Consider the following 17714-nt stretch of genomic DNA (forward strand, 5'->3'; position numbering starts at 1 on the left):
AATTTATCCTGCCTTTTAAAACAGGTCATACCCGTTAATATGCAGGCATGACCGTTTAAATTAAATATTTCCACGGCGTTCTTGCTCGCGCTCAATGGATTCAAATAGTGCTTTGAAATTTCCTTCACCAAAGCCGAGTGCGCCTTTACGCTGAATGATTTCGATGAACAGGGTCGGACGGTCGACAACTGGTTTTGTGAAGATTTGAAGTAAATACCCTTCGTCATCTCGATCGACAAGAATACTCAGCTCTTGAAGTTTTTTTATATCTTCATCAATATCTCCAACACGGTTTGCTAAATCTTTATAATACGTGTCTGGTGTACTCAGGAATTCTACACCATTTTCCTTTAGCAGAGCGACTGTGCCGACAATGTCATTCGTTAATAGGGCAAGATGCTGAACGCCTGGTCCATTATAGTAGTCAAGATATTCTTGAATTTGCGATTTGCGTTTTCCTTCTGCTGGTTCGTTGATGGGGAATTTGATACGTCCTGTTCCATTTATCATTACTTTCGACATAAGTGCAGAATATTCTGTTGAAATATTCTCATCATCAAAATGTTTTAGGACGTTAAATCCAAAAACTTTTTCGTAATAATTTGTCCATTCTTCCATTACTTCTACGTTGCCGACAACGTGGTCCACGCCAATTAAACCAGAGGAAGCGTTTTCAAAACGGTGTTCGTATGCTACAAATCCTGGCATAAAGGGGCCTTTATAATCAATAGGTTCAACGAGTGTGTGAATCGTGTCACCGTATGTGCCGATAATGGCTTTTTTTAATTTTCCATTTTCATCCTCTTCGACCCAAGGCTCTTGGATTGCTATACCTCCGCGTTCAATGGCACCTGTGTATGTTTTCTCCAAATCCTTAACAAGAAGGGCGATATCTTTGACACCTTCTCCATGTTTTTTAATAAACTCGGCAATACTCGTGCTATCTGAAAGTGCTCCTGTTAAAATCAATCGGATAGCGCCTTGTTCCAGCACATATGAAACATGGTCACGCGAGCCAGTCTCAAGCCCTTTGTATGCCACAAGTTTAAAGCCGAATGCATTTGCGTAGTAATATGCTGCTTGTTTTGCATTACCTGTATAAATCTCCATGTAATGTACATTTTTAATCGGAAAAATTTCTTCTTTTTTTGTTTTTGTAGATGGTCTTTTTTTAGCCATATTTAACACTCCTTTAATGTTTTAGGGCATTGATGTTTCATTGAGCTCATGCAAGAACGAGTTTCGACATATGCCTACGTACCTTTCGAAAATCGAGTTAATATACTAGCAATATAAAAAGGGGTGCTGGAAATGGAGATAGAAGTAAAATTTTGCCCTTGTAACTTTGAGGATGATATGGAAAGTATTAAAGAACAGTTGATGGAGCGAAGCGATGTGAACGTTATAGAAGAACGCTGCTTGCTTTTTTGCGGGCAATGTTTGGTTGAACCATTTGCCCTTGTAAATGGCCAAAATATTGCGGCCAATAATGCTGATGAACTGCTTGAAAAAATTGAACACTACATTGATATGTGTATTGAATAAAAGTGATAATATTCCATATCAGCAAATCCACCGGAAGATATTTTTAGTGAAAAACAAATTGTACCGGTGTTAATAGATATTTTTATAAAATAATATGAAGAATAACGGCTGTCCGCAAAGGAGAATTGTGGGCAGTCTTTTAATTTTTCATTTTTAAACGCATGATATTCTTCCTCTAATACACTTAAATTAGGAGAGAAATACTTATTTTCAGTGAAACAGGAGTATATAGAAAGGTTGAAAATTAATTGAAATTGATAATCATTATCATATATAATGTTAAATATAATTGATAATTAATCTTAATGAATTTTTGTAAGTTTCTCTTGCAAGTCAATTAGAAGAGATTTTGTGATTAAAGGGGAATTTGAAAAAACTGAAGGTAAATAAAGGAGGACTGGCTATGATTGAGCGTTTTATAGTACTAGAGTTGTTGCAGCATCAAGTAAGTTGTTGTTGTCCAGGGCAACAGCATCAACATATAATTGAGTTCCGTCAAGGTGATGTTTTGACAATTACAGGTGAGCGGAAGTACGTTGATTGCCTAGGATGGCACGTTTTAATAGATATCAACGATGAGTTTCAATTTTTTATGTATGCAGCAGAGATTGAGGACCTGCATTCTAAGGGAAGCGTCTGCTCCATTTCGGATTTAGAACTAAGGATTAATTATTTGCGTTTTAAGGTAGACGAAGCACTTGATGCACATGATCGAGAGTCATTTCTTTCCTTCGTGGATGAACTGTGCAGCATAAAGGAAATCAAGAGTAAAATGCAATGTGCTGATAGGCAGGCTTTTTAAGTAAATAAGACAATTCAAAAGGACAAGAATATGAATAAAATTCTTAATCTATACGCAAGTAGGTTGTGGACTATAAAAAAATTATTAACCTCGTACAAGTAAGTCTTTGTTAAATGTTATCGAAGTCATTGATATTAATCTTCCTCTTTCTGATATCTGAAAAAAGGTGCAGTTGGGAATTCTGAGTTATTAGCATTCACTACATAGAATTCAATGTTTTCTCATTCTAATAGATTAACAAACGGTTTCTGGAGAAATATTTCGTTTATTCTTAAGGGAATGGAGGATATTGATTTAGTACACGATTCAATTGTGTCGGAAAAATCAAACTAATTTACAAGTATATGCCATTTTATTCCGGGTAATCTGTTGTCCTGGATGAAGTGGCATTTTAATATTGGCTTAATAAATTGTAATACGGAAAGGGGTGGAAACTTATACTATTTTGATTAGGGGATATTTGGTATGATAGTGATATTTGCAAAAGATAATAAATATGCCTAATAAAGGCAGGGAGAGAAAGGGGGCTTTGCTTAGAATGAGCGATCCTTTTAAAGAAGACATACCATTAGAGACGCGGCGGCGGATTTTTCAACAAGAGCTGCAGGTGTTGCGAGAACAAAGACTTATTCCAAAAACAGATTATATTCGAATCAGTCGTTTGTACGATCGCTATAGCATGCAAATGATTCATAAGGAGAAAACGAATCATACTGTAAAAGAAGAAAAGAAAAATGTGATGGAACCGACGATACCATCACAAGAAAAAGTGAAGGAAATTGTTTCTGAAGAACCAATCATTTCACACGAAATAGAGACAGCTCAAGCACCAATCAAGCCGGTAATCGTTCCAAAAGTTACAGTAAAGCCTGAAAAAACGGCGGAGCAGCTTCGGGAGCGAAACATTTCCATTGTGTTAATTACAGGTGTTATCTTTCTATTGTTTGGCGGTCTTATTTTGGCTACCTCCACATGGGGAGAGTTAAATGCTGTTTTAAAAGTGATGAGTATTAGCTTAGTGTCTGTGTTTTTTGCCGGTATGGCTTTTATTGCTTCCAAACTGAAAATTAAACAAACAGCCTTTGCCTTTTTAACCTTAGCGAGTTTGTTTATCCCCATCTCGATTTTATCTGCTTCCTATTATCAAATTTTTGGAGAATATTTATCGCTTCAAGGGAATGGAAGAGGGTTGCTTGGGTTAATTGGGGGAGTCATTTGTTTTGCGATTTATATGAAAATTGCTCAATATTTTCAGTCAAAAGTATTTGTGTTGATTTCATTAGTTACTTTTGCGATGACAACGTACTTTGGCCTGGCCTATATCACTTTCTCAAGAGACGTGTTGTTGCTGCTGATGGCCTTATTAAACGTGTTGTTCCTATGGAATCTTGATTATGTGAAGAGCCAGACGAAGCTGATGTTATTTAAACCGTATGTTTTTCAATTTATGATGTTTAAAATAATAGCAGAAACGTTTGTCACCCTTACTTTATTTTCAAATAATAGTATGTATTCATTCACATTACTAATCCTATCTGTATTATTTTTACTATTGGCTGTTAAGCATCAAAAACTTTATTTTCATTTTGTCTTTAGTATCGTGTTTACCTATGGATTTGTTCATACGGTGTATCAATCGTTTTTGAAAGAATATTCAATTGTTGCCTTTGCTATACTGCCGTTGATATTTATCGGTTTGTCCAACTATCTGGGTAAAGGAAATCAAGCATTAGCGACAAGCTTTAGACAGACAAGTTTAGTAACAGGCGGCTTAGTCTTTATCTATGTGAATGCAATGGCGTGGACCGACCAGGAAGCTCAAATCTTTTTAGCTTTGCTCGTACTAACCTGTCAATTTGTGTATCTTTCTTTTACAACGCAAAGAAAGGCTTACACATATCCAGCTCTTGTTTTATTTAGTTTAGCCTTTGTTTATTTAGGCTTTGCTTTGGATTTAGATTTTTCGAATACGGTAAATTTGCTGTTTGTGATTCAGCTTTTGCTCTATTTAGGTTTATATATCTATTATTCTGAGAAACTACGCTTATTTAAGGAAAGTGCGTTATATATTGCAGGCAGCAGTATGCTAGGTATGTTAACGTTGAAATTAGCTGCATTACAATGGCTTGACCTTAGTGCAGGTTTAGCGATTATTTCCGGATTACTCTATGTTACGTATCGAAAAGATCGCAGCGAAGAGATGAGAAGAGTAAGCGCTTATGGATTCCCAATTAGTTTAGTTGTCGCCTGTATGACACTGTATCCATATTTCAATCAAATAAGTCCATTTTATGAAAATAATATAGAGATTAGTGTTCATACGATGATAGTCGCTATACTTTCTATTGGAATCGGCAGTTTGTTTAAGAAAACAGAAAAAGTATTCTTTCATGTGTTTTTTATTGCTGGGCAAGTGTTATCGTTTCTAGCGTTTTTATTCTTAGTTGGCAGCTCGTTGCCTCCACTAGTTATCACGCTGCTAATCACTCTAACGACCGCTATTAACGGATGGTCCGTACATCAGTATCGTCATCACTTGCTTTGGATCCCGGTTCTTATTACGAGTGTAGGAGTCTATGGTTCACTGTTTTCAGTATTCGACTTCAAGCAGCCTTCCTTCAATATTGCGTATTATTTGTTAGGTCCGTTACTTTTCTTATTGCTTGCTGAGTGGCTTGGCAAATACGCAAGGAACGGCAAGCAATATTTCTTTTGGTGGAGTCAGCTGATGAATATGTTAGCGATTCCTATAGGGTATCTGCTTATCCGCATAGAAGGCGCAACACCTTGGCTGTATGTATTAATCTTGGCTGTCTATATATGGAGTGCTTTACGAACAAAGATTAATTGGCAAAGATATGTGTTTACTTACGTTGGTTTCGTCACACTTTATGTCCAAGTGCTATTAGTATTTGAACGTTCTTTATTAGTGGAGTATACAATGTCTCTTACGTTAGTAACGACCGCGATTATCATCATCGTGTTGTGGAGCGCAGCTAATACGGGATGGAAGCATCTTATTGAATGGTACTTAATTCCTTTCTTACATTTGGTTACGTTCGTTCATATTGCAGAAGTATATGCCTATGGGTTTCCAGAGAAATGGACAGAAGTTTGGGCAGGGCTTGTAACTGTTCTATTAGCTGGTGCCTTATATTTGTTACGGAAGAAGAAGTGGGAAAATGCTACTGTAGCACCGCTTTTATTAGCCTTCATTTATTTTGTTATGTATGTCGGGAATTTATCTCTTGTACTGGGCATGATTGTGTTATTCGTGTTAATGGCTGTCATGCTTCTACTTAGTAAACGAGACTTCTTGGGCTTGATAAAGCGGACAGAATCAACGATTATTATTGATTTTTATCGGATTTTCGGTTTGTTTTATGTAATCGCGATGAATGCGAAAGTGTTTGCGAATACAACGAGTGTGATGAGTGTAGAGATTTTTGTGTCTCTCCTAGTTGTTCTATATTTCCTTGCGATTCGAGTGTGGACTATTGATTTGAAAGAGCGAAAGATATATGCGGCTGCTGCCATCACGTTATGTTTATATCCATATCAGGTGATTGTTGAGCAACTGTCTATTCCAGATGTATTTGTTACGGAAGTGTATGTTGTGCCGTTATTGATTATTGTGCCGGTGTTATGTAGAAAGATTTTCGCATTTGGAAAAACAACTCAAATCGTTGAGCTCGTTATTGTTTCTTTTCTGTTTTTTGTATTAATTTTTGATGCAATGGAAGGGAATACATTAACAGATGCGCTGATTATCGGAACGATTTCTTTAATCTCTCTGTTATTCGGATTTATGATGAAATATAAATCGTTCTTCCTTGCTGGAACAGGGACGATTTTACTTAATATTTATATGAATACGAATTCGTTATGGGGGCAAATGCCATGGTGGTTTTATTTAATTATTGGTGGTATTTTGCTCATTGCTGTTGCTAGCTTTTTGGAGTGGAAAAAACAAAAAGAAAACACAACTTCGAAGGAAATATTGGAGAGGAACAAACAACGAATTAAAAATTGGTTTAATAAATGGAGTTAGACACCGAAACATGTAGAGAATTTTATTTGACTTTATCTTTCCTAAAAAACGGTAAGCGAACACGCTTACCGTTTTTTGGAGCTTATTTTTCTCTTTCATACGCAATAACGATAACTTCTTTATTCGTTTCAGTACGTAATTTGCTTTCGAATTGTTGTAAATCTTGAAGAGCATCTTGCGATAGGCTTGCTGCAGTATAATCTTGTTCTGAGTTCATTGTTCATCGCTCCTTTTAACTGTTTACTTGTATAGGTTATCCAGTATGAGCGGATTTATGCGATTTTTATCGAGCTGTTTGTCATGAGCAAGATAATAAGCCGAATTAGCAGATAGGCAAAGAAAAATCGGTGCAATGAATGATTTTTCATTCATTGCACCGATTAATGAGTTATTGAGTTACTAATTGTTGTAGTCTTTCTGCCACTTCTTCTTCAGTTAAGTTATGCTCAGCTACATAGCGGTTGCGTGGATGCACGCGGCATTCATGAGAACAGCTGCGCAGGTGCTTATGTTCACTTTCCTCGCTCGCTAAGATTTTCTTATTACATTCTGGGTTTGCACAATTTACATAGCGTTCACAAGGTTCGCCAGTAAAATAGTCGCGACCAACAATGACGTGCTCTTTTTGATTAATTGGAACAGAGATTCTTTCATCAAATACATACATTTGTCCGTCCCAAAGCTCACCTTTTACTTCAGGGTCTTTACCATACGTAGCGATTCCACCGTGCAGTTGACCAACATCTTTAAAACCTTCACGAACGAGCCAGCCTGAGAATTTTTCACAGCGAATACCACCTGTGCAATAGGTTAACACTCTTTTTCCTTCAAACATTTCTTTATTGTCACGTACCCATTGCGGTAAATCACGGAAGTTTAAAATATCTGGTTTAATTGCTCCGCGGAAATGACCTAAGTCATATTCATAGTCATTACGAGCATCGAGTACAACCGTATTTTCATCCTGCATTTCTTCAAAAAATTCTTTTGGACTTAAATGGCGGCCTGTTAGTTCATTCGGGTTAATATCATCTTCTAAGCGAAGTGTAACAAGTTCTGGACGAGCGCGAACTTTCATTTTAGGGAAAGCATGCTCATCTGCTTCGTCTATTTTGTAAACCATATCCGCGAATCGCGGATCGTTTTTCATCATTTCGATATATTGATTTGTTTGTTCAACTGTACCAGAAACAGTACCATTGATTCCTTCCTTCGCAATTAAAATACGGCCCTTTAACCCGTGCTCGATACAAAATGCTCGATGTTCAGCCGCATATTCCTCAGGATTTTCAATCGTTACATACTTATAATACAGCAATACTCTGTATGGTTTATTTTCTGTCATCATTTTTTACCACCTATTGGTTATATTTGCAAGGTATAATGTATTTAGGCAGATAATCTATTTAAAACATTTCTCTTACAGACCATTATTGTATCAAATTAATGCATAAAAGATAAGAAAACAGCTTATTTTCCAAAAAGTAACCAAGAGGTGAAGGAAATGTTACAAAACTTAGTGAAATATCCGATTATTCAAGCTCCAATGGCAGGAGGAGCATCCAATCCTGTATTAGCCGCTGCAGTATCAAATGCAGGAGGCTTAGGTTTTCTAGCTGCTGGTTATAAAACAGCTGAAGATGTGCGAAAAGAAATTGTCCAAATAAGACAAATGACAGAAAAGCCTTTCGGTGTAAATGTATTTGTCCCAAGCGATGAATCAGTGGACGAAGGCGTTTTAGTGGAGTATCGGCAAAAAATTGAACAAGAAGCTTTAAAGATCGAAACAACCATTGGAGAAGCATACAGTGATGATGATGAGTGGAGTCAAAAAATAGCTGTTTTAAAAGAAGAAAAAGTACCGGTTGTCAGCTTTACATTTGGGTGTCCAGCGGAAGAAGTCATTCGTGAACTCCAACAGGCAGGCTCAATCGTTATCGTGACCGTTACAAATGTAGAGGAAGCAAAAATTGCGCAAGAGCGAGGAGCGAATGCCATTTGTGCACAAGGAATAGAGGCAGGTGGTCATCGCGGTTCTTTTAAGAATGAAACAGAGGAAGACTATGGGTTACTCGTATTAATTCGCCTCATCCAACAAGAAATAGACCTGCCGATTATTGCAGCAGGTGGAATTATGAATGGGAAAGACGTTGCCGCGGTACTAACAGCAGGTGCAACGGCCGCTCAATTAGGAACCGCTTTTCTTCGTTGTCCAGAGAGTGGAGCGAGTTCTGTTCATAAAGCAGCACTCGTTGATTCTCGATTTAAGAAAACTGCTTTGACACGTGCTTTTAGCGGCCGACGTGCACGCGGGTTAGTCAATTATTTTTTAACAACTTATAGTGCTGAAGCTCCAGCGGCTTATCCACATCTTCACCATATGACGAAGACGATGCGAAAGGTAGCCGGGCAAAAAAATGAACCAGAGCTTATGGCATTGTGGGCAGGGCAGGGGCATAGACTAGCCAAGGAGCTGCCAGCAGGAGAAGTCGTTCGAGAAATCGTACAGATGGCTAATTTAAAATTTTAGGCATGAAAATAGCCCCTAAGGTTAATCTATTATTGATTACATTTACGTAAAGGGGTTTTTATAGTTATGACGCAATCCAAACGACAAGAGGAAAGACAATGGACAAAAAGAAAACAATCGCAAAATCCTCATGGAAAAGTCAACTCTTTTGAGCAATTAGCTGAGGGAACAGTAAAAAGTGAAGCTAATAAGGAATAACATGATTTCCGTAGGAATTTGAAAATATTAATTAAACGATAAACATGCCATTCTATACGATTTAGAATGGCATGTTTATTTGTTTGAATATAAAACAAAAGGATGACGAAAGATACTGGACTTCCTCACATACATATAAGAATGAATGGCTAAATAGAGGAGTGTTAAAGTGAATCGTTCTATATGGATTCTTTGGATGTGGAGGATAGGATTTCTTCTCCTTTTATTCTGGTTAATTCCGTATTCATGGGCATTAATTTTAGCTTTGTTTACAGCGCTTTTATTGAATGGGATTGTAGATTGGTTGTGTAAAAGTTTTTCGATGAAACGGTTATGGGCAGTTTTTATTGTATTCGTTTTGTATGTGGGGAGTTTAACGACTTTAACTTTTCTGTTAATTTCTGTTTTAACGAGGCAAATCATTACTGTTTCGGAAAAGGTGCCAGATATTGCGAGAGAGTTGTATCAAACGGTGATGCTCCCATTCATTAAACAGTGGGAGCAATATTCCAAAACTCTTCCGGCTGATACGATTTGGTCTATTGAAAATGCAATGGAAAGAGGAATTCGTTCGTTAGAAGGCTTTACGCAAAACTTTGTACAAGGAACGGTTCAGTTTGTTACATCAGTGCCGGCTTTATTTATTGATTTGTTAATTTATTTAATTGCCGTGTTTTTAATTTGTTTAGAACTGCCGGTTATCAGGGAAAGGGTGAAACAGTTTTTTAGAGATTCCACTTACCAAAAGATTTCTTTCGTGTATCAAGATTTAAGTATAGCAGCCGTTGGTTTTTTGAAAGCACAGGTGTTGCTTAGTTTACTTACGTTTGTTATGGCGTACGCAGGCTTATGGTTATTAAACGTTCCTTATACCTTATTACTTACTTTGTTAATTGTTATTGTGGATATTTTGCCTATTCTAGGAACAGGTTCCGTGCTTGTGCCATGGGCAATCATCGTTTTCTTTCAAGGGAATCAGCATTTGGCAATTGGTTTATTGCTTCTCTTTCTTGTCATTACAATAGTGAGAAGAACGGTCGAACCAAAAGTTTATTCGGCTAATATGGGATTAACACCGTTAGCCGCTTTAATCAGTTTATATTTAGGATTTAAGCTGCTCGGATTTATTGGGCTTTTTGTTGGTCCCGCCTTAGTGATTGTCTATGAAACATTAAAAAAGGTAGGGGTAATTAAGCCTAATTTTAAACTTTAGAAGCTTTTAAACTGTTGATTAACGTCGTTTATGTTTTTTACCTTTTTGCCTTTTCCCTGACAGTGGGAGCAACTGCGTGAGAAGAATTGGAGAAATTTCTTTTTTCCTCTTCCTTTGCAGTGTTGACAGATTGAGATGACTTTCATGTTTCTACCTCCTTGAAGTCGTTTTTACTAACAGTATCGAGCAAGAAGGGAATAATTATACTTAATTACAATAATTTAGGATGAATAAAGATATCTGTTAAATTATAGTATATGTGCAATAGAGCAGAAATGAGCACAACAAAAACCCCGCGCTTATAAAAGTGCGGGGTTTTTGTGTTTATGAAACAATCTCTGTTTTGGAGATGATTGGGAAATCTTTCACCTCTGCCACTTCTGTAATGACTGTAGCTGGTTTGTAAATTTCAATATAGTGAATATGATGATCTTCCATTTCTTTTATTTTAAAATGATAATCACCATACTTGAGAACATCGCCTTGCTTAGATTCATAGTTCTCCGTTAAAATCCAGCCGCCCATTGTATCGATATCTTCATCATCAATATCAATTTTGAGTAAATCATTGATCTCGCTAATTAATACTTTTGCATCGATGATATAGTGATCGTCTTTGAGTTTACGAATATCTGGAACCTCGTCTAAGTCGAATTCGTCGCGAATATCGCCGACAATCTCTTCTAGAATATCTTCAACTGTAACGAGCCCTGATGTACCGCCATATTCATCCATTAAAATCGCCATGTGAATTCGTTCTTTCTGCATTTTGACTAATAAGTCATGAATAGGGATGCTATCGATCACTCGAATGATTGGACGAATATACTGTTCAATCGTTTGAGTTGACTGGTTGCTCTTATCAATCATTTGCGTAAATAGTTCTTTCATGTTGACCATCCCGATGACATGGTCTTTATCCCCATCAATAACAGGATAACGTGTGTATTTCTCTTCTGATAAAACTTCAAAAAATTGTTGAATCGTATCTGTTTTAGATAATGTGGCAATCTCTGTACGAGGTACCATGATTTCTTTTGCAATCCGATCATCGAATTCGAAAATTTTGTTTACATATTTAAACTCAGATTGGTTAATTTCACCACTTTTATAACTTTCTGAAACGATAATACGAAGCTCTTCTTCTGTATGAGCGATATCATGTTCAGATACAGCTTTTAAACCAAACATTCTTGTAAGCATTCGCGCGCTTCCATTCAGTATCCAAATAAATGGGTACATGATTTTGTTAAACCAAATTAATGGTTTCGATACGAGCAAAGTTACTTGTTCGGCTTTTTGGATCGCTAACGTTTTTGGTGCCAATTCTCCGACAACTACGTGAATAAAGGTAATAAGGGAAAAGGCAATGATAATTGATAAAATATGAGCAACAGAATTAGGGATATGAAGTTGAGTTAGAAGCGGTCCTAAAATTCTTTCAACAGTCGGTTCTCCCAGCCAACCAAGACCAAGTGCGGTAATCGTAATACCAAGCTGACAGGTGGATAAATACTCATCCAAATTAGAGGTTACTCGTTTTGCCTGAATGGCATTCGCTTTTCCTTCTTCAATTAATTGGTCAATTCTTGTACTCCTTACTTTAACAATTGCAAACTCTGAAGCTACAAAAAATGCTGTCAAAGCAATTAGAATGGCAATCAAAACCAAGTTTATTATGTCCAAATAAGTCTCCCTTAACTCGCCTTTAAGGCGAATCAGGAGTCCACCTCCTAGATTTTTAAAATATACTGAATTTTTGTTCGTTAAATATGTGATGCTGGATTACGACGAGACGGGAGCTACAAGAACTTTTTCCGTGAATAAGTGCTGTAAGATTAGTAGCTTCTTCCATATACACTTTTGCATCGGAATACGTAGTATCCGCTCGTCACTACGAATATCCTTTAATGCCCCATCCAATCACCTCGAATTCTAATTAATTAAATATCTTCATTATAGAAATAGTCATAAATTCCGTCAAACCGACTAGAAGGGCTAATTTGACGATTATTGCTTAATATATGAATGTTTTAAAGGAATATTAGCGTTTTTTAGCCGTTTTCTTTACTTCTCTCTCGATATTATAGAATATTCAGTCAATTAACCCTCTTTTTGAAATAATCACTCTGTTACATTATATGGTTGCTTGTTCATTCATTCTTGTATGGTTGAAAAAATAGAAGCATTAAGATTAATTTTTTTATCTTGTATGACATATTGTGTAGAAACGGACGAGCTTATGATGGGGGGATTTATATATCATATATTGAAAAGGTAGCAGCGACGATTGTTGGTAGCTTGCTTCTTGGAATTGCTATCAACCTTTTTTTAGTTCCTTATCATTTATTAGATGGCGGATTGATTGGACTTGGGCTTATTGTTCATTATTATTTTCATCTTCCTGCTGGATTAAGCATTATTTTACTTAGTGCACCCCTTTATGCATATGTTTGGTTCTTTGAAAGGAGTTGGCTCTTTCGCAGTTTAAATGGTTTACTCGTTTCTTCCTTGTGTATCGATCTTTGTTCAAACATTATTATACATTGGAAGGTGCCAATTGCGCTTAGTGCTATAGTAGGCGGTTTATTAATTGGGTTAGGTATTGGTCTTATGCTTCGTTATGAAACATCAACAGGAGGAACAGATATGCTGGCTCACATTATTTCTAAAAAAAGCGGATGGAATGTCGGGTTAATTATTTTGTTCCTAGATAGTTGTGTACTCGTATCAGGTATTAATATTGTTGGTGTAAGCATTTTTTGTTATTCTGTGCTCACCATTATTGCTGGAGCTTTTATGACGTCGATTACGGTGAGGAGATCCTGGTGATTTTTTTGTATAAAATCATTCCTTTTGGGTAAATATGGAATTTAGTGGAGGTTGGTGAAGACAAATATTCCACTATATTTCATTTTAATATAAAGGAAGTTATGCGATGAAGAAATTACCAGCGTTTAGTATACTGCTTGTACTTGTACTATTAGCAGGATGTCAAGAAACAGAAATGCCAGAGGGGAAGGAAGTAAATAGTACGGTTACTACTCCGTTAGTCGCTTCAATTTCAAGTGTGGGCGATCTTGTAGCAGGCAAGGAGATTATTATTGAGGCTTCAGTGAAACAAGGAAAGGAAGTCATTCAGGAAGCGGATGAAGTGCTTATTGAAATTCGAAAATCTGGAAGCGATGAGCGAACGATGTTAGGTGCGAAAAATATTGGAGAAGGTAAGTATCAAGTATTACATACGTTCCCGGATAGCGGAAAATATTTTGTAATCGCTCATGTAACGACAAAGGGTCTTCATGTTATGCCAGAGAAAGAATTTGTAATCGAAGAGCATAAGCCTTCAGAAACATCGGCTCATCCAAGTTCGGACTTTTCTATTGAGTTCTTTAATAACCGGGCAAAAGCTGGACAAAAGTCTGATGTGGAAGCAGCTATAATCTTAGATGGAAAACCGTTAACAGCGGCCAATGTGAGCTTTGAAGTTTGGAAAGAGGGAAGCGAAGAAAGCCATTTTATTAAAGCGATTGAAAAAGAGAGCGGGAAATATCAAAATAAAGTATCCTTCCAAGACGAAGGTACTTATAAAATCCAAGTACATGTAGAAAAAGGCGAGCTCCATGAGCATCAATTACAAACGATTGAAGTGGAGTAAGACAGGGAAGAGACTAACTGTAAAGTTGGTCTTTTTTTTGTGAAGTTGAAATAACTTTATGAATAGAGGGACGAGCGATTTCGAAAATACAATAAGGGAGAACGGGCTAATTATGTCAGAATGGATTATGTTAGCTTTGCAGTTTTTTTCGGATTTAGGGTACATAGGCATTATGTTAGGGTTGATGGTGGAAGTCATCCCAAGTGAGTTAGTACTAGGGTACGGTGGATATTTAGTAGGAATTGGACAATTGACTTTTAGTGGAGCTTTAATTGCAGGGGTAATTGGGGGACATTAGCCCAGCTCTTTCTATATTGGGCCGGTTATTTTGGAGGCAGGCCATTTTTATTGAAATATGGTAAATATGTATTGATTAAAGAAAAGCATATAACGATGGCAGAGGAGTGGTTTGAGCGTTATGGGGTAGCGGTAATTTTTACGGCACGCTTCATTCCTGTTGTGCGCCATGCCATTTCCATCCCGGCAGGCATTGCGAAAATGTCTCATTGGAAGTTTCTTATTTATACTGTTGCGGCGATTATTCCATGGACCGTTTTATTTTTGCTATTAGGGAAATTGCTCGGGGAAAATTGGCAAGAGGTGAGAAGCTTTGCGACGCCATATATTATTCCGCTAACTGTGCTATCTGTATTGTTTATTAGTGGATATATTATGTGGAGTCAGAAACGCACACCCCCGATTATAACCGTGAAGAAAATGAACGATTATAATCGGAAGGGCTAGAGGAAGAAGGGTGTCCTAAAAGTGAAAATATCCTTCAAAGGAGTTATGAAGGACAAAATCCGGAATCCAGGAAGGGAAATGTTCTTCAACGGAATCATGAAGGACAAAATCCAGGAAACAAGCAAAGGAGCTGTCCGTTTTTAGACAGCTCCTTTTGTCAGGATTCTTCTAGTTGATTGTCTGCTTGTAATATCGGTTGTTTCACTTTCTGTACTTCAATAAATTTAATTGTATGATCTTCCATTTCGATAACTTTAAAAGCAAAATCTTGTTTTTGAATGATATCGCCAAGAGATACATCATAATTTTCTGTTAAAATCCAGCCGCCAATCGTATCGATATCTTCATCATCAATTTCTAAATCTAGTAAATCATTGACTTCTTTAACGAGTAATTTTGCATCAAGAATATAATGTCCATCTGAAAGAACTTGTATAGACGGTACTTCGTCATTGTCAAACTCATCACGAATTTCACCGACAATTTCTTCGAGTATGTCTTCCACTGTAACAAGCCCAGCGGTCCCGCCGTATTCGTCCATAACAATCGCCATATGAATCCGTTCTTTCTGCATTTTTAGCAGCAGATCATGAATCGGGATATTTTCCATTACTCGGATGATAGGGCGAGTATATGTTTCAATTTTGTTAAAGCGATTATCTTGTTTTTTGATTAAATCAGCGAACACTTCTTTTAGGTTAACTAAGCCAATTACATGGTCTTTATCGCCTTCCACAACAGGATAGCGTGTATACCGTTCTTGCTTCGCCATGTTGACGAAATCTTCAAGTATTTCGTCCTTTGAAATGGTCAAAATTTCTGTTCGCGGTACCATAATTTCCTTGGCAAGACGATCATCAAACTCAAAGATATTACTTACATATTTGAATTCTGACTGGTTTATTTCTCCATTTTCATAACTGTCGGATAAGATAAATCGTAATTCTTCCTCAGAATGGGCTTCATTTTCATTCGTTTGCTTAAATCCAAGCATTTTTACTACGGCACGAGCTGAATGATTCAGCAGCCAAATAAAAGGAAAGGCAATTTTATGAAAGAATAGTAACGGTTTAGCAAGCAGCAGCGTCACTTGTTCTGCTTTTTGGATAGCGACCGTTTTGGGCGCTAATTCACCTACAACAACGTTTAAAAAAGTAATAAGCGAAAAGGCAATAACAAATGATAAAATTTCGGCTGCTTGAGCTGGAATATGTAATAAATCAAACCAAGGTTTAATGAGATGTAGAACAGTAGGTTCACCAAGCCATCCTAATCCCAAAGCTGAAATGGTAATCCCAAGTTGTGTTGCCGACAAATATTCATCCAGATTGGATATCACTTTTTTTGCGGCCATTGCATTTTTATTTCCTTCTTCGATGAGCTGATCAATTCTAGAGCTGCGAACTCGGATAATAGAAAATTCCGAAGCAACGAAGAAAGCTGTTAATGCAATTAAAAGAATAACTAGTATTAAATTAAAAGTGTCCAATTAGTGCGAGATACAAATCAAATCTATGGAGTTTGATCGATCTCAGTCACCTCCCAAAATACAATAAAATTTATAAAATCATACCTCTGCTTCAATAACGGTATGAAAGTAGTTCCAACTATTTATTATTTTATCGCTTATTCATTTTAATTGAAAGCTTCGTTAAATCTTATTCATAGCCTAATGGAAAGTTAATATTAGTATACGGAAATAGGATTCATTCCATTAAAAAATCAATAGTATCCTTCTATGAAATAATGCCCATAAAAAAATTCACCTTCAAATAGGAAGATGAATCGTAAAGGTTGTTAAGAAATTTGAAGAATTACATGTAAGAGAGCCGCCATGTTTTTCAATAATTTCTTTACAAACAAATAAGCCAAGTCCAGTTCCTTTTGTTTTGGTGGTGACGAAAGGATCAAAAATAGTTGGCAATACATCGTCTGGGATTTTTGGACCGTTATTAGCAATCGTTAAGAGTAATCCTTCTCTAGATTGTGTACCAGAAATAGTAATAGTCGGTACAGAGGTTGTGGGAATGACATCTAGTGCGTTTAAGATAATATTTAACAATACTTGACGTATTTCTTCCTTAGAGCCGCTAATCATTATATCGTCTGGAATGGCATACGAAACGGTAGCATTCGCTTCTAATATGCTTGGGTAAAGAAATTCAATAACATCATCGACAAGCTTTGAAATAGAAAAGGAATCAATATATTCACTTGCTTTTTCTTTCTTTGATAAATTTAGAAATTGTGTGATTCGACTGTTTAGTTGATTAAGTTCACTTGAGATAATATCTAAATATTTTACTTCTGGATGTTCCGATTGTAGCAATTGGATAAATCCCATAATGGATGTTAATGGATTTCTAAATTCATGAACAAAGCTAGATGTCATTTGACCGAGCAGAGTCAAGCGGTCTTTATGTGTCTGACTAATGAAATAGTACTGTTCTTCTAGCGATTTTGCTTGTAATTTTGCGTAATAAGTAATGGTCTGTTGAATCAATTGATCGAGTGAACGGTTAATTTCATTAATGAGACGAAGTGAATCACAGGGTGTTAAATGTAAAGTAAGTACTTCTTCTATTATAATGGATCTTCCAGCTGTAATCGTTTTAGTGAATTCCTCCATACTCATAATCTGAAGAAATTGTTCTGTCGCAATATTTTCCGATAATGAATCTAAGCACTCTTCAAGCGTTGATTGCTGCTTTTTCATTTTTTCTATAAATAGTTTGAAAAAATGTTCGACTTTTTCTCCGGAAAGGGAGAATTGCGTCCACTGGCTAATAATACGATCTTTATGATCCATTAAGAAATCAATTGCTGTAGCGTTATTAAATAGCATCTCGCCCTCCATTGACAGGAAAAGATTTTTTTCGTTGATTATTCCTATTTCGCTAATAGGAAACGAAAATCCTTTAACTTCTAAAGAAAATTATGCAAAAATTCTAAAAAAACGTTTTTTTGTGTCTT

Annotated in this window: 14 protein-coding genes and 1 pseudogene; 9 read left to right on the forward strand and 6 right to left on the reverse strand. The window is 36.6% G+C overall.

Features of this window, described 5'->3' with window-relative positions; translation table 11 throughout:
- Positions 1-60: 60 nt before the first annotated feature.
- Entirely contained in the window at positions 61-1179 is a 1119-nt protein-coding gene (hppD, locus tag BAOM_RS04195; RefSeq protein WP_127759179.1) for a 4-hydroxyphenylpyruvate dioxygenase, read from the reverse strand.
- A gap of 132 nt (positions 1180-1311) precedes the next feature.
- Here hppD and BAOM_RS04200 point away from each other — a divergent pair, with 132 nt between their 5' ends.
- From BAOM_RS04200 to BAOM_RS04210, 3 genes are all read left to right on the forward strand, one after another.
- Positions 1312-1545 (forward strand): DUF1450 domain-containing protein, encoded by a 234-nt coding sequence (locus BAOM_RS04200; protein ID WP_127759180.1) that lies wholly within the window; start codon positions 1312-1314, stop codon positions 1543-1545.
- 403 nt (positions 1546-1948) lie between these two features.
- Positions 1949-2347: an IDEAL domain-containing protein gene (locus BAOM_RS04205; RefSeq protein ID WP_127759181.1), complete on the forward strand. Its 399-nt coding sequence runs from the start codon at positions 1949-1951 to the stop codon at positions 2345-2347.
- 538 nt (positions 2348-2885) lie between these two features.
- Entirely contained in the window at positions 2886-6398 is a 3513-nt protein-coding gene (locus BAOM_RS04210; protein WP_127759182.1) for a hypothetical protein, read from the forward strand.
- A gap of 82 nt (positions 6399-6480) precedes the next feature.
- Here BAOM_RS04210 and BAOM_RS24840 read toward each other — a convergent pair whose 3' ends face one another.
- Both BAOM_RS24840 and trhO read right to left on the reverse strand, forming a co-directional pair.
- Positions 6481-6615, reverse strand: a complete 135-nt coding sequence (locus tag BAOM_RS24840) for a hypothetical protein (RefSeq protein ID WP_257467618.1) — start codon at positions 6613-6615, stop codon at positions 6481-6483.
- Positions 6616-6786: 171 nt separating this feature from the next.
- Positions 6787-7743 carry an oxygen-dependent tRNA uridine(34) hydroxylase TrhO gene (trhO, locus tag BAOM_RS04215; protein ID WP_127762439.1) on the reverse strand — a complete coding sequence of 319 codons (957 nt, stop codon included), beginning with the start codon at positions 7741-7743 and terminating at the stop codon, positions 6787-6789.
- A gap of 159 nt (positions 7744-7902) precedes the next feature.
- Between trhO and BAOM_RS04220 the strand changes: the two genes are divergently transcribed.
- The 3 genes from BAOM_RS04220 (at position 7903) to ytvI (ending at position 10339) form a co-directional block, all read left to right on the forward strand.
- The gene (locus BAOM_RS04220) at positions 7903-8928 is read left to right on the forward strand and encodes an NAD(P)H-dependent flavin oxidoreductase (protein WP_127759183.1); all 1026 of its coding nucleotides are present in this window, start codon (positions 7903-7905) and stop codon (positions 8926-8928) included.
- A gap of 66 nt (positions 8929-8994) precedes the next feature.
- Positions 8995-9126, forward strand: coding sequence for a DUF6254 family protein (locus tag BAOM_RS24845; protein WP_252283070.1), 132 nt, complete (start codon positions 8995-8997; stop codon positions 9124-9126).
- Positions 9127-9295: 169 nt separating this feature from the next.
- Positions 9296-10339 (forward strand): sporulation integral membrane protein YtvI, encoded by a 1044-nt coding sequence (gene ytvI, locus BAOM_RS04225; RefSeq protein WP_252283071.1) that lies wholly within the window; start codon positions 9296-9298, stop codon positions 10337-10339.
- A gap of 324 nt (positions 10340-10663) precedes the next feature.
- On the opposite strand, the gene BAOM_RS04230 is transcribed toward ytvI, so the two are convergent.
- On the reverse strand, positions 10664-12025 hold the full coding sequence (locus BAOM_RS04230; RefSeq protein ID WP_127759184.1) for a hemolysin family protein: 1362 nt from the start codon (positions 12023-12025) through the stop codon (positions 10664-10666).
- A gap of 522 nt (positions 12026-12547) precedes the next feature.
- On the opposite strand from BAOM_RS04230, the gene BAOM_RS04235 reads away from it, so the two are divergent.
- The 3 genes and pseudogenes from BAOM_RS04235 (at position 12548) to BAOM_RS04245 (ending at position 14741) form a co-directional block, all read left to right on the forward strand.
- On the forward strand, positions 12548-13171 hold the full coding sequence (locus BAOM_RS04235; RefSeq protein ID WP_306821294.1) for a YitT family protein: 624 nt from the start codon (positions 12548-12550) through the stop codon (positions 13169-13171).
- A 106-nt stretch (positions 13172-13277) separates the two neighbouring features.
- Positions 13278-13997 (forward strand): FixH family protein, encoded by a 720-nt coding sequence (locus BAOM_RS04240; RefSeq protein WP_127759185.1) that lies wholly within the window; start codon positions 13278-13280, stop codon positions 13995-13997.
- A gap of 112 nt (positions 13998-14109) precedes the next feature.
- Positions 14110-14741, forward strand: a pseudogene (locus BAOM_RS04245) (DedA family protein).
- Positions 14742-14898: 157 nt separating this feature from the next.
- Here the strand turns inward: BAOM_RS04245 and BAOM_RS04250 are convergent.
- Positions 14899-16230, reverse strand: a complete 1332-nt coding sequence (locus BAOM_RS04250) for a hemolysin family protein (protein WP_127759186.1) — start codon at positions 16228-16230, stop codon at positions 14899-14901.
- A gap of 279 nt (positions 16231-16509) precedes the next feature.
- Entirely contained in the window at positions 16510-17586 is a 1077-nt protein-coding gene (locus BAOM_RS04255; protein WP_164853124.1) for a sensor histidine kinase, read from the reverse strand.
- Between the last annotated feature and the right edge of the window lie 128 nt (positions 17587-17714).

It is taken from the genome of Peribacillus asahii (genome assembly GCF_004006295.1).
Classification (GTDB): Bacteria; Bacillota; Bacilli; order Bacillales; family DSM-1321; genus Peribacillus; species Peribacillus asahii_A.